Below are 12,682 nucleotides of genomic sequence, written 5' to 3'. Positions count from 1 at the left end.
CCGCCTGGGACGCTCCGCGTCCCGACTTCTGCTCTGTGCAGGGTGACGCGGAGCGTCACGGGATGCATTCCCACGCAGAGCGTGGGAACGAGCGTCAGACCACCGCCGCCCGCCGCTGCACGAACCGGTCAACATACTCATCCGCCGGCGAATGCAGAATCTCTCTCGGCGTGCCGACCTGAATCAGCCGGCCATCCTTGAGAATCGCGATGCGGTTACCAATACGCACCGCTTCGTCGAGGTCATGGGTGATGAAGACAATGGTCTTGTGCAAAGTCTTTTGCAGCTCCAGCAACTGGTCCTGCATCTCCGCGCGGATCAGCGGATCCAGGGCACTGAACGCCTCATCCATGAGGATGATGTCGGTGTCCGCCGCCAAAGCGCGGGCCAAACCGACACGCTGACGCATGCCGCCAGAGAGCTGGTGCGGGTATTTGTTTTCGTAGCCTTTGAGGCCGACGGTGTTGATCCAGTGCAGCGCGCGTTCCGCGCACATTTGCTTGCTCTCGCCACGCACTTTCAGGCCGTAGGCGACGTTGTCGAGCACGCTCTTGTGCGGCAGCAGGCCGAAGCTCTGGAACACCATGCTGATCTTGTGTCGGCGAAATTCGCGCAGGGCGTCCATGTCGTATTGCAGGATGTCGACGCCATCGACGAGGATCGCCCCGCTGGTGGGATCGATCAGCCGATTGAAGTGGCGCACCAAGGTCGATTTTCCCGAGCCGGACAGACCCATGATCACGAAGATCTCACCAGTGCCGATGCTCAGCGACAGGTCATTAACGCCGACCACACAACCGGTCTCGCTCAGCACCTGATCCTTGGTCTTGCCCTGGCCAACCATGGCCAAGGCATCCTTGGCACGGTTGCCGAAAATCTTGAAGACGTTTTTGACTTCGATCTTGCTCACGGTTGCGTTGCTCATTTGCTCACCTCATGCCGTGGCCGACCGTACGCCTGAGTAATGCGGTCGATGACCACTGCGAGAATCACGATCGCCAGACCGGCCTCGAGGCCGCGCCCGACGTTGAGGGTCTGAATCCCCACCAGCACATCTTCGCCCAGACCACGGGCGCCGATCATCGAGGCGATCACCACCATCGACAGGGCCATCATGGTGGTCTGGTTGATCCCGGCCATGATGCTCGGCAGGGCCAGCGGCAGTTGCACGCCGAACAGTTGCTGCCAGCGGTTAGCGCCGAACGCATTGATCGCTTCCATCACTTCGCCGTCAACCTGGCGAATGCCCAGATCAGTCAGGCGAATCAGCGGCGGTGCGGCGTAGATCACCGTGGCGAAAATCGCCGGGACCTTGCCCAGACCGAACAGCATCAGCACCGGGATCAGGTATACGAAACTTGGCATGGTTTGCATGATGTCGAGCAGCGGCATCAGCACCGAACGCAGGCGATTGCTGCGCGCCGAGAGAATCCCCAGCGGAATGCCGATCAGCACCGAAATGATCGTCGCGACCATCATCAGCGCCAGTGTCTGCATGAGCTTGTCCCACAAGCCAACGGCGCCGACCAGGAACAATAGACCGACGATGACCGCCGTGGTCACGACTTTACGCGTGGCATGCCAGGCAACCACACCGACGATGGCCAGCATCAACCACCACGGTGCGGCACGCAGCAGGCCTTCAAGATTGACGATGGCCCAGAGCAGCGTGTCGGAGATGTGGCGGAACACATCACCGTAGTTGGTCACCAGCGAATCGACCCAACCGTTGACCCAGTCGGCGATGGAAAAGGTAAAGCTTTCGGGAAACATAAGCGGCTCTCAATCAGAAATCTCAATCAAGCGTTTACGGCATATCTCCCGGCCAGCCTCACGGTTGACCGGGAGGTATCGACCTACAGCGCCGCGTCGATTTTCCTGGCAGCGTCTTCACTGACCCACGCATGCCAGACCTCAGGATGTTCCTTGAGGAAGATTTTCGCCAGTTTTGGCGACTCGATACGTTCCTTGGCCATGCGGCCCAGGTTCTGGTTCAGCAAGTCGATCGGCAGGTTGACCTTTTCCAGCACGGCGACCAGTTCCGGGGCTTCGTCGTGGAAGGTTTTCGACAGGCCGACCTTGATACTCACGGTCTTGTCGACGCCCGGTTTTTCTTCGAGTTTGACCAGATCCACCTGGCCCATCAGCGGGGTTGGCGACCAGTAGTAGAACAGGATCGGCTCGCCACGCTTGTAGCTCGACAGCACCGCCGCATCCAGCGCCGGGCCGGTGCCCGGACGGAAGTTGGTGTAGCTGCTTTCCAGGCCATAGCTTTTCAACATTTCGCTGTTATCGAGTTCGCAGGTCCAGCCGGCCGGGCAGTTGTAGAAACGGCCCTTGGACGGCTCTTCAGCGTCCTTGAACACGGCGGCGTATTTGCCCAGGTCAGCGATGTTTTTCAGGTCAGGGGCTTTGGGTTCGAGCTTGCGCTTGGCGTCGCCTTCGATCACGTAGCGCGGCACGTACCAGCCTTCCACCGCGCCGACGACCGGAGCGCCGACACCGACAACCTTGCCGGCCTTCTCGGCCTTGTTCCAGACCTCGCTGCGGCCGACCCACTCTTCGGCGAACACTTGAATATCGTTGCTGCTCAGGGCGTTTTCCATGGTGATGGAGTTGCCCGGGAGGCTGTCGGTCTTGCAGTCGTAACCTTTCTCCAGCACCACTTGCAGGACGTCGGTCAGCAGCATGCCGCTTTCCCAGTTCAGGCCGGCGAATTTCACCGGTTTGCCTGATTCGCACCAGCCAGCAGCTTGGGTCGCACCGGCACTGGCCAGCAGGCCCATGGACAGCAATGTGGTCAGCAGGGTCTTGTTCGATTTCATTGTTGTGACGCTCCTAATCATGAATTGGCTTACGGCAGTCAAGAGGCATCCAGCCCTGTCCACGTCCAAATCAGGCCTGCGCCGCAGCGCGACCGGCCCCGCTTGTTTTAGGTTGTACAACGCTGTTCTGCTCGACCGGCAGAATCAGTTGATCGGGTACCGCGCTGTGCCATTTTTTTGCGCACACGTAGTAGACGACGGCCGGCAGCACGAGGCCGATGATCCAGGAAATATCCACGTCACCGAGGGCAGCCACCAGCGGGCCGGTGTAGAACTTGGTGGAGATGAACGGCAGCTGCACCAGCACACCGAACACATAGACGCTGATGCCGAGCAGGTTCCAGCGACCGTAGCGTCCGTTCGGATCGGCCAGTGCCGGCACGTCATAACGCTCACGGGTGATGCAGTAGTAATCCACCAGGTTGATCGCGCTCCACGGTGTGAAGAAGGCGAGCAGGAACAGGATGAAAGACTTGAACGCACCGAGGAACGAGTGCTGACCGAGCAGCGCAATCAGAGTAGCGGCGCCGACGATCACCAGCACGAACACCAGACGCTGCATCCGGGTCACCGTCAGATGGCCTTTGAAACCACTGATGATGGTCGCGATGCACATGAAGCTGCCGTAGGAATTCAGCGTCGAGATGGTCACCTTGCCGAACGCGATGCTGAAGTACAGCAGCGCAGCGGTGGCACCGGTGCCGCCCAGGCCGACGATGTAGGCAACTTCGTGACCGGCGAACTGGCCGTTGGCCGAAGCCGCAGCGAACACACCGAGGATCATCGCCACTTGCGCACCGACCACCGAGCCGGCACCGGCGGCGAAGAAAGTTTTGACCGCCGAGGTATTGCTCGGCAGGTAACGGGAATAGTCAGCCACGTAGGGGCCGAAAGCGATCTGCCAAGAGGCCGCGAGCGACACCGCGAGGAGGAAGCTGCTCCAACTGAAATGACGGATTTGCAGAAGTGCGCCGACGTCGGTCTGGCTCATCAGCCGCCAGAACAGGAACACGAAAGCGATCACGCCAATCACGCTGGCGACACGGCCGATCCAGTGGATCACCCGATAACCGAGCACTGTGACCAGCACGATGACGCTGGCAAAAATCAGGATGCCGACGCTGTCACTGACGTTAAACAACTGACCCAGCGCCTGACCGGAAAGCACCGTCCCCGTTGCGGTGAAACCCAGGTACATCAGGCACACCAGCACAATCGGGATCGCCGCACCATAAACGCCAAACTGCACGCGACTGGAGATCATCTGCGGCAGGCCCAGTTTCGGCCCTTGCGCAGCATGCAACGCCATCACTCCGCCGCCGAGCAATTGGCCGATCAACAGACCGATCAACGACCAGAACACATCACCGCCCAGCACCACGGCCAAGGCCCCGGTGACAATCGCGGTGATTTGCAGATTTGCCCCCATCCACAGGGTGAACTGGCTAAACAGACGACCGTGTCTTTCCGCTTCCGGGATGTAGTCGATCGAACGCCTTTCGATCAACGGTTTGTTGCTTGCACGATCGGTGTTGACAGCCATGATTCAACCTCTGTGGATTGTTAGATTCTCTGTAGGAGCTGCCGCAGGCTGCGATCTTTTGATCTTGAAAAACCAACATCAAAAGATCGCAGCCTGCGGCAGCTCCTACAGGGGTTTTGCGTTTATTTACCGGTAATCATCGGCAGGTTCAGGCCCTGTTCCCTGGCGCAGTCGATGGCGATCTGGTAACCGGCATCGGCGTGACGCATGACTCCGGTAGCCGGGTCGTTGTGCAGCACGCGCGCAATACGCTCGGCAGCTTCGTCTGTACCGTCGCAGACAATCACCATGCCTGAGTGCTGCGAGAAGCCCATGCCGACGCCGCCGCCGTGGTGCAGGGAAACCCAGGTCGCGCCGCTCGCGGTGTTGAGCAGTGCGTTGAGCAGTGGCCAGTCGGACACGGCGTCGGAACCGTCCTGCATCGATTCGGTTTCACGGTTCGGGCTGGCGACCGAGCCGGAGTCGAGGTGATCACGACCGATCACGATCGGCGCCGACAGCTCACCGCTGCGGACCATCTCGTTGAAGGCCAGACCGAGCTTGGCGCGCAGGCCCAGGCCAACCCAGCAGATACGCGCCGGCAGGCCCTGGAAGCTGATGCGCTCGCGAGCCATGTCCAGCCAGTTGTGCAGGTGCGCGTCGTCCGGGATCAGCTCTTTGACCTTAGCGTCGGTTTTGTAGATGTCTTGCGGATCACCCGACAATGCAGCCCAACGGAACGGGCCGATGCCACGGCAGAACAGTGGACGGATGTAGGCCGGTACGAAGCCCGGGAAGTCGAAGGCGTTTTCGACGCCTTCTTCCTGGGCCATCTGACGGATGTTGTTGCCGTAGTCGAAGGTCGGAATGCCTTGCTTCTGGAATTCCAGCATGGCTTTGACGTGCACGGCCATCGACTGCTTGGCGGCTTTGATCACAGCGGCCGGTTCGGTCTTGGCGCGAGCGCGGTATTCGTCCCAGGTCCAGCCGGCCGGCAGGTAACCGTTGAGCGGGTCATGGGCGCTGGTCTGGTCGGTGACCATGTCCGGGCGCACGCCACGCTTGACCAGTTCCGGCAGAATTTCTGCGGCGTTACCCAGCAGGGCGATGGAGATCGCCTTGCCTTCCTTGGTGTATTTGTCGATGCGCGCCAGCGCGTCGTCGAGGTCTTTGGCTTGCTCGTCGACGTAACGGCTTTTCAGACGGAAATCGATGCTCACTTGTTGGCATTCGATGTTCAGCGAGCAAGCGCCGGCCAGGGTTGCCGCCAGAGGTTGTGCGCCGCCCATGCCACCGAGGCCAGCGGTCAACACCCATTTGCCGGTGAGGTTGTCGTTGTAGTGCTGGCGACCGGCCTCGACGAAAGTTTCGTAAGTACCTTGGACGATGCCCTGGCTGCCGATGTAGATCCAGCTGCCGGCAGTCATCTGGCCGTACATGGCCAAGCCTTTGGCGTCGAGTTCGTTAAAGTGCTCCCAGCTCGCCCAGTGCGGGACGAGGTTGGAGTTGGCGATCAGTACACGCGGGGCATTGCTGTGAGTCTTGAACACGCCGACCGGCTTGCCGGATTGCACCAGCAGGGTCTCGTCGTCATTCAGGTTGGTCAGGCTTTCGACGATCTTGTCGTAGCACTCCCAGTTACGCGCGGCGCGACCGATACCACCGTAAACCACCAGTTCTTTCGGGTTCTCGGCGACTTCCGGGTCGAGGTTGTTCATCAGCATGCGCAGCGGCGCTTCGGTCAGCCAGCTCTTGGCGGTCAGCTTGTTGCCGCGGGCAGCGCGGATCTCAACGTTGCGAAACTTTGTAGGCTTATTGTCAGTCACGAAAAAGACTCCTCAGCGATCAATTCAAACCAACCCTGGCAGTGGGCAAGCAGCCTGTGCGCTTCGATGCGCGACAAGCGAATCAGTGGACGCTGCGGAGAGTCTCGAGCGACTCATACGCATACGTCTTTACTTGTACATACAAGCATATGCAATCAAGCGGCCAACTTGTTGGAGGGGTGTTCAAGAAAAATCGCGGGCAGGGCTGGAGAGCGCCTGAATCAAGGGTTCGGGCGTGGATGAAATTTTTCGTGGGGATGATTTATGCCGAAGGGACTTTGTTACGTGAGCGTGGTTTTGCGCCACGCTGGGGCGTTCGGTAACAAGTTGGTGCGTGGGTTGGGAACACCCCAAAAGCAAAAGATCGCAGCCTTCGGCAGCTCCTACATTGGGTTTGATGTACACCCTGTAGGAGCTGCCGAAGGCTGCGATCTTTTAAGATTTCGGAATCAGCGTGCAGTCAGTTCAATGACGCAGCAACCCGCATTGACGGAGACTTCGACCAACCCGGCGTTACCGTCCAATTGCAGGCAATCATGGCGACCGAGTTGCGATGCAGTGTCACCGACCTGAACGTCCAACAGCTCACTGACACTGAACACCAACACCGTACCGGCCGAACTGAAGAGCCGCTGCTCACCGTCCAGCCACTGCAACCGCGCGCTGTAACGCTGCGGGGCGTAAATCAGATTGAAGTCGCGAATTGCGCCGCCAAGCAGCGTGCACGACACCTGGCTTTCGCCACTGAAGGCGAACGGGTCGAGCGGTAACAGCGGCCGAGTATCGTCACCGTCGACGCACAGGGTCATGCCGTCACCCTGCAACACCGTAATCACTCGCTGATAGCCAGCGAATGTCGAGAAACCACCCGACTCAGCGATGTCGGCAATCGACAGGCGCCAGCCAAAACCGTCCAGCCCGGCACCGGCATCACGGGTGATTTCTTCAGTGCTGCCGCCGCCGTTTTTCCACGGCATGCGCGGGTAGCCCTCGGCGCGTAAAACCTTCAAACCATTCATTTATGCTCTCTATTTATGAAACCGTCCTTCCAGACGGTGACGGGAACCCGGGTGAATCAATCGTGCTGCGGTCACCGGCTGACGCCCCGACCACGTGCGGCGACGAATCAGCAGGCACGGCTCGCCCTTTTCAATCTGCAGCAACTTGCATTCGGACGGCTCAGCGAGGATCGCTTCAACCACGTGCTCGCCTTCGGTCAGCGGCGCGACCTGATTGAGATAGGCGTAAGGCGTTTGCAGGGTGAAATCCTGCTTGAGGTATTCCGGGGCGACCAGCGCGTTGACGAAGCGGTCTTCGATTTGCACCGGAATATCGTTTTCGTAATGCACGATCAGCGAGTGGAACACCTTCTGCCCTTCGCGCATATCCAGCGCCAGTGCGCGCTCGGAACCGGCGGCCTCCTCTTCGAGGGTGATGACCTGGCAGGTGTGGCGATGGCCACGGGAGGCGATCTCGTCGGCGATGTTGTGCACTTCGAACAACGCGGACTGACTCTTCGGTTCGGCGACGAAAGTGCCGACGCCTTGCATGCGCACCAACAGACCATCAGCGGTCATCTCGCGCAGCGCGCGGTTGATGGTCATGCGGCTGAAACCGAGTTGATTGACCAGCTCGCTCTCGGACGGCACGCGGTAGTGCGGCGGCCAGTTTCCGCTGTCGATCTGCTGGGTGATCATCTGTTTGACGCGGGCGTACAAGGGCGCCGGACTGTCGCCCATGTTCGCGGCCAACGGGGAGACTGGAGGCGGAGTCGGCACGGTTGATCCCTGTTCTTTGGATGAAGGTTGCTAGCTTGCCGGAGTTTACCGGGCAGGCAAACGTCTGTATATGTATATACAAATAACACACGATGGGGTGCTGAACCATGTCCGCCTTCTTTGCCGAACGCGCGCTGCTGCCTAACGGATGGGCCAACAATGTACGTCTTGAAGTCAGCGCCGATGGCCTGCTGACCCAGATTCAGGCCGATTCCACCGCAGATGACGCCGAACGGCTGAGCGGCCCGCTGTTGCCGGGCATGCCTAATTTGCACTCCCACGCCTTCCAGCGAGCGATGGCGGGTCTGGCCGAAGTGGCCGGCAACCCGAACGACAGTTTCTGGACGTGGCGCGATCTGATGTATCGGCTCGTCGGAAAAATCAGCCCGGATCAGCTCGGCGTCATTGCCCGTCAGCTGTACATCGAAATGCTCAAGGCCGGTTACACATCGGTGGCCGAATTTCATTACGTGCATCACGACAGCAATGGTCAGCCGTATGCCGATCCGGCTGAGCTGGCGTTGCGCATCAGTCAGGCGGCGAGTGAAAGCGGCATCGGTCTGACCCTGTTGCCGGTGCTCTACAGCCACTCCGGTTTTGGCGGCCAGACGCCGAATGACGGCCAGCGCCGCTTCATCAACAGCACCGAAAATTACCTGAATCTGCAATCGCGTTTGCAGCCGTTACTGGCGCAGCAAAAGGCGCAGTCGCTGGGTCTGTGCTTCCACTCGTTGCGCGCGGTGACCCCGCAGCAGATCAGCGAAGTCTTGGCGGCCAGCGACAAGCAATGCCCTGTGCATATTCACATCGCCGAACAACAGAAAGAAGTCGACGACTGCCTGAGCTGGAGCGGTCGGCGTCCGCTGCAATGGCTGTACGAAAACACCGAAGTCGATCAGCGCTGGTGCCTGGTGCACGCGACCCACGCCAATCCGGAAGAAGTCACGCTGATGGCCAAGAGTCGCGCCATTGCCGGCCTGTGCCTGACCACCGAAGCGAACCTGGGTGACGGGATTTTCCCGGCAGTAGATTTCCTCGCTCAGGGCGGGCGCATGGGCATCGGTTCCGACAGCCATGTGTCGCTGAGCGTGGTGGAGGAATTGCGTTGGCTGGAATACGGCCAGCGTCTGCGTGATCAGCGCCGTAATCGTTTGTATGGCGCGGATCAGCCGATGGTTGGGCGCACGCTGTATGACGCGGCGCTGGACGGTGGTGCGCAGGCGATGGGTCAGCCGGTTGGTGCGCTGGAAGTTGGCAAGCGGGCGGACTGGATTGTGCTCGATGGCAATGATCCGTATTTGGCGACCGCCAGCGGTGACGGGATTTTGAATCGCTGGCTGTTTGCCGGTGGCGATCGGCAGGTGCGCGATGTGCTGGTCAATGGCCAGTGGGTAGTGCGCGATGGGCGGCATGCAGGGGAAGAGGACAGTGCGCGTGCCTTCACCCAGGTTCTGCGCGACCTCCTCGGCTGACAGCTGATCGTTCCCACGCTCTGCGTGGGAATGCAGCCCGGGACGCTCTGCGTCCCACAAGCGGACGCAGAGCGTCCATTGAGACACTCCCACGCGGAGCGTGGGAGCGATCAGGATGGGTGATTAATTCGAGGTCTTGGCCATCTGCCGATCCGACGCGCGCCAGATCAAGCGCGTGGTGTCATAGCCCTGCTGACGCGCCTTGCTCAGCAGCTCTTCACGCACCACACCGTTGACGGTCGGCGTGCGCGACAGCAACCACATGTACTTGCGACTCGGGTCGCCGACGATGGCGGTCTTGTAGTCATCGCTGACGTACAACACCCAGTATTCACCTTTCGCCACACCCGGAATCAGACGCGAGAACCAGGTATCGAATTCGACCCAGAGCTTGTCGGTCTTGCCCGGCACCTGTGGATAAGCCGTGCCCTTGGCCTCTTCCCACTGCCAGTCCGGCGTCAGGCAGCGATTGAGCACCGCGACATTACCGTCAGGCTTGAGGGTGTAATGGGCTTCGGATTGCGCGCAATGGCGCTGGAAGTACATCGGCAAGCGAGCCAGTTCGTACCAGGTGCCCTGATAGCGCTTGAGATTGACGCTGTTGACGGTTTTCGGCGCCAACGGGTCGACGCCGGAAGTGGCGCAGCCGGCCAGTACCAGGCCGGCAAAAAGGATCAGCAATAACCGCTTCATTTTTCTTCTCCGTGGGCGCGAAGCCCCGGTTTACTTCAGGCCTTGGCCGGAAAACATCAGCACTTTGTCACCGGCGTACTGCACGCTGATAAAGCTGTTCTTGTCGCCCCAGGTGCAACTGGACATGCCGAGCGCGCCCGAGCAATCGGTGGGCTTGCCGAGCAGAGTCTCGACTTCGGCCTTGGCCATACCGGCCGAGAGCTTCGAATAGTTTTCCTGATTGACCTTGCTGCATGCGGCCAACAGCACGCAAAACGTCAGAAGGGCGATAGATCGCAGCGACATGGTGTAACTCCTGGAACGAGGGGGGGATGGCATGGTGCCAACCAGAAGCTTAGAAGAGAAAACCCTCATCTGGTTCCCTGGGGGAATGGCTATTTATTAGCCCGCCCGTCTGGCATTTGCCGGTAAATCAGACACTTTGTAGGGCTATTGAGCATTTCGTCGCATTTCACCAAAGACGCCTAATCTTTGGCGCGCCGCGGTCGAAATAAGAGCAGCGCAAAGCCCCCGAGTGTGGCAAATTGCCGCCCTTTCTTGACCAGCCCCTTCGCGGTAGTTCATTCGATGACCAGAAACATGAAATTCAGCCACAAGATTTTGTTGGCTGCCGCCCTCGTGGTGGCCGTTGCGTTCGCCTGTTTCATTTTCTTCAACGACTATCGACAGCGCGAAGCCTTGAGCACGAGCACCGAAGCGTCGATGCAGGAGCTGGGCAGCCTGACCACCAGCAACATCCAGACCTGGCTGGAAAGTCGCATTCAGTTGCTGCAATCGCTGTCGCAGCAAGTGGCCGTCGACGGCAACGCCCCGGCCAGCCTGAAACGCATCATTGACCTGCCCGCCTACACCGGCAATTTCCAGCTCAGCTATTTCGGCGGTGCCGACGGCGTGATGTTCTCGGTACCGGCCGGCAACCGCGCACCCGATTACGATCCGCGCGCCCGTGGCTGGTACAAAGCAGCGAACAGCGCGCAGCAGACCATCGTCACCGAACCGTACATCGCCGCGTCCTCGGGCAAACTGGTGATCACCGTCGCCACCCCGGTACAGCGTCAGGGCCAGATGCTCGGCGTCGCCGGTGCCGACATCGATCTGACCAGCGTCAGCGCAATCATCAACTCGCTGAACTTCGGTGGCCACGGCCATGCATTCATCGTCAGTGCCGACGGCAAGATCCTGATCCACCCGGACAGCAAACTGGTGCTCAAGACCCTCGCCGAGGCCTACCCGAATGGCGCGCCAAAAGTCAGCCCGGGCCTGAAAGAAGTCGAGTTCGATGGCAAGACCCAACTGATCTCCTTCACCCGCGTCAACGGCGTGCCGTCGGCCGATTGGTACGTGGCGCTGGTGCTCGATAAAGACACCGCGTTCTCGATGCTCAGCGAATTCCGCACCTCGGCGCTGATTGCCATGGTCATTGCCGTGGTGATCATCATCGCCCTGCTCGGCATGCTGATCCGCGTACTGATGCAGCCACTGCTGACCATGGGCCGCGCGATGCACGACATCGCCGAAGGTGAAGGCGACCTGACCAAACGTCTGGTCATCCACGGCAATGACGAATTCGGCGCGCTGGGCACTTCGTTCAACCGCTTCGTCGAACGTATCCACACCTCGATTCGCGAAGTGTCCTCGGCCACCGGCCAGGTCAACGAAGTCGCCCTGCGTGTCGTCGCAGCGTCGAACTCGTCGATGTACAACTCCGACCAGCAAGCCTCGCGCACCAACAGCGTCGCTGCCGCGATCAACCAGCTCGGCGCCGCCGCGCAGGAAATCGCCCAGAACGCCGCCCTCGCCTCGCAGCATTCCAGCGACGCGCGCAGCCTTGCGGTCGACGGTCAGCAGGTTGTGGATAAAACCATCCAGGCCATGCAGCAGCTGTCGGCGAAGATCAGCGACTCCTGCGGCAACATCGAAACCCTGAACAGCAACACGGTGAACATCGGCCAGATTCTCGAAGTGATCACCAGCATTTCCCAGCAGACCAACCTGCTCGCGCTCAACGCTGCGATCGAAGCGGCACGAGCCGGTGAAGCCGGTCGTGGTTTCGCCGTGGTCGCCGATGAAGTGCGCAACTTGGCGCACCGCACTCAGGATTCGGCGCAGCAAGTGCAGAAGATGATCGAAGAGCTGCAAGTCGGCGCGCGCCAGGCGGTCAGCATCATGACCGAGAGCCAGCGCGAGAGCGAAAGCAGCGTCGGCATCGCCAACCAGGCCGGTGAGCGATTGGGCAGCGTGACTCAGCGTATTGGCGAGATCGACGGGATGAACCAGTCGGTGGCCACCGCGACTGAAGAGCAGACGGCAGTGGTCGAGTCGATCAATGTCGATATCAACGAGATCAACACGCTGAATCAGGAAGGTGTGGAGAACTTGCAGGCGACGTTGCGCGCGTGCTCGGATCTGGAGCAGCAGGCGGCGCGGTTGAAGCAATTGGTGGGTAGTTTCCGCATTTAAGATCAAGGGCTTTACCCCCTCACCCCAGCCCTCCCGAAACGTCGGACCGCCCCCAGGGGGGCGAGGGGGAAAGGGAGCAGATCTTCAGGCCTTTCAAAACCTGAGT

Annotated in this window: 11 protein-coding genes; 2 read left to right on the top strand and 9 right to left on the bottom strand. The window is 60.1% G+C overall.

Going from position 1 to position 12,682, the window contains the following annotated elements; genetic code table 11:
* Positions 1–94 precede the first annotated feature (94 nt).
* From PspS49_RS01885 to hutC, 7 genes are all read right to left on the bottom strand, one after another.
* On the bottom strand, positions 95–925 hold the full coding sequence (locus tag PspS49_RS01885) for a glycine betaine/L-proline ABC transporter ATP-binding protein (RefSeq protein WP_127925510.1): 831 nt from the start codon (positions 923–925) through the stop codon (positions 95–97).
* Positions 922–1,773, bottom strand: a complete 852-nt coding sequence (locus tag PspS49_RS01880; protein ID WP_007949591.1) for a proline/glycine betaine ABC transporter permease — start codon at positions 1,771–1,773, stop codon at positions 922–924. The genes PspS49_RS01885 and PspS49_RS01880 overlap by 4 nt, the downstream gene beginning before the upstream one ends.
* Before the next feature lie 83 nt (positions 1,774–1,856).
* Positions 1,857–2,825, bottom strand: a complete 969-nt coding sequence (locus tag PspS49_RS01875) for an ABC transporter substrate-binding protein (protein ID WP_095120748.1) — start codon at positions 2,823–2,825, stop codon at positions 1,857–1,859.
* Between the two features lie 70 nt (positions 2,826–2,895).
* Complete coding sequence (locus PspS49_RS01870; protein ID WP_150728852.1) at positions 2,896–4,368, bottom strand: cytosine permease; 1,473 nt, start codon at positions 4,366–4,368, stop codon at positions 2,896–2,898.
* 122 nt (positions 4,369–4,490) lie between these two features.
* On the bottom strand, positions 4,491–6,173 hold the full coding sequence (hutU, locus tag PspS49_RS01865) for a urocanate hydratase (protein WP_160037910.1): 1,683 nt from the start codon (positions 6,171–6,173) through the stop codon (positions 4,491–4,493).
* A 449-nt stretch (positions 6,174–6,622) separates the two neighbouring features.
* Entirely contained in the window at positions 6,623–7,192 is a 570-nt protein-coding gene (locus PspS49_RS01860) for a HutD family protein (RefSeq protein WP_127925508.1), read from the bottom strand.
* A gap of 9 nt (positions 7,193–7,201) precedes the next feature.
* Entirely contained in the window at positions 7,202–7,912 is a 711-nt protein-coding gene (gene hutC, locus PspS49_RS01855) for a histidine utilization repressor (RefSeq protein ID WP_163013658.1), read from the bottom strand.
* 146 nt (positions 7,913–8,058) lie between these two features.
* Between hutC and PspS49_RS01850 the strand changes: the two genes are divergently transcribed.
* On the top strand, positions 8,059–9,423 hold the full coding sequence (locus PspS49_RS01850; RefSeq protein ID WP_150750167.1) for a formimidoylglutamate deiminase: 1,365 nt from the start codon (positions 8,059–8,061) through the stop codon (positions 9,421–9,423).
* A gap of 123 nt (positions 9,424–9,546) precedes the next feature.
* Here the strand turns inward: PspS49_RS01850 and PspS49_RS01845 are convergent, their stop codons facing one another.
* Entirely contained in the window at positions 9,547–10,116 is a 570-nt protein-coding gene (locus PspS49_RS01845; protein WP_122609145.1) for a lipocalin family protein, read from the bottom strand.
* 30 nt (positions 10,117–10,146) lie between these two features.
* On the bottom strand, positions 10,147–10,401 hold the full coding sequence (locus tag PspS49_RS01840; protein WP_003220802.1) for a hypothetical protein: 255 nt from the start codon (positions 10,399–10,401) through the stop codon (positions 10,147–10,149).
* A gap of 282 nt (positions 10,402–10,683) precedes the next feature.
* Here PspS49_RS01840 and PspS49_RS01835 point away from each other — a divergent pair, with 282 nt between their 5' ends.
* A complete protein-coding gene (locus PspS49_RS01835) occupies positions 10,684–12,576 on the top strand; it encodes a methyl-accepting chemotaxis protein (protein ID WP_202982097.1) in 1,893 nt (630 codons plus the stop codon).
* Positions 12,577–12,682 lie beyond the last annotated feature (106 nt).

It is taken from the genome of Pseudomonas sp. S49, assembly GCF_009866785.1.
Lineage (GTDB): Bacteria > Pseudomonadota > Gammaproteobacteria > Pseudomonadales > Pseudomonadaceae > Aquipseudomonas.
Note: the sequence above shows the minus strand (reverse complement) of the source record. Positions and strands in the feature narration are given on the sequence as shown.

Excerpts from the sequence above, each read along its gene's own strand:
- PspS49_RS01840 (WP_003220802.1), bottom strand. The coding sequence starts at position 10,401 with ATGTCGCTGCGATCTATCGCCCTTCTGACGTTTTGCGTGCTGTTGGCC.
- PspS49_RS01885 (WP_127925510.1), bottom strand. The coding sequence starts at position 925 with ATGAGCAACGCAACCGTGAGCAAGATCGAAGTCAAAAACGTCTTCAAG.
- PspS49_RS01880 (WP_007949591.1), bottom strand. The coding sequence starts at position 1,773 with ATGTTTCCCGAAAGCTTTACCTTTTCCATCGCCGACTGGGTCAACGGT.
- PspS49_RS01870 (WP_150728852.1), bottom strand. The coding sequence starts at position 4,368 with ATGGCTGTCAACACCGATCGTGCAAGCAACAAACCGTTGATCGAAAGG.
- PspS49_RS01835 (WP_202982097.1), top strand. The coding sequence starts at position 10,684 with ATGACCAGAAACATGAAATTCAGCCACAAGATTTTGTTGGCTGCCGCC.
- PspS49_RS01845 (WP_122609145.1), bottom strand. The coding sequence starts at position 10,116 with ATGAAGCGGTTATTGCTGATCCTTTTTGCCGGCCTGGTACTGGCCGGC.
- hutC (WP_163013658.1), bottom strand. The coding sequence starts at position 7,912 with ATGGGCGACAGTCCGGCGCCCTTGTACGCCCGCGTCAAACAGATGATC.
- PspS49_RS01875 (WP_095120748.1), bottom strand. The coding sequence starts at position 2,825 with ATGAAATCGAACAAGACCCTGCTGACCACATTGCTGTCCATGGGCCTG.
- PspS49_RS01850 (WP_150750167.1), top strand. The coding sequence starts at position 8,059 with ATGTCCGCCTTCTTTGCCGAACGCGCGCTGCTGCCTAACGGATGGGCC.
- PspS49_RS01860 (WP_127925508.1), bottom strand. The coding sequence starts at position 7,192 with ATGAATGGTTTGAAGGTTTTACGCGCCGAGGGCTACCCGCGCATGCCG.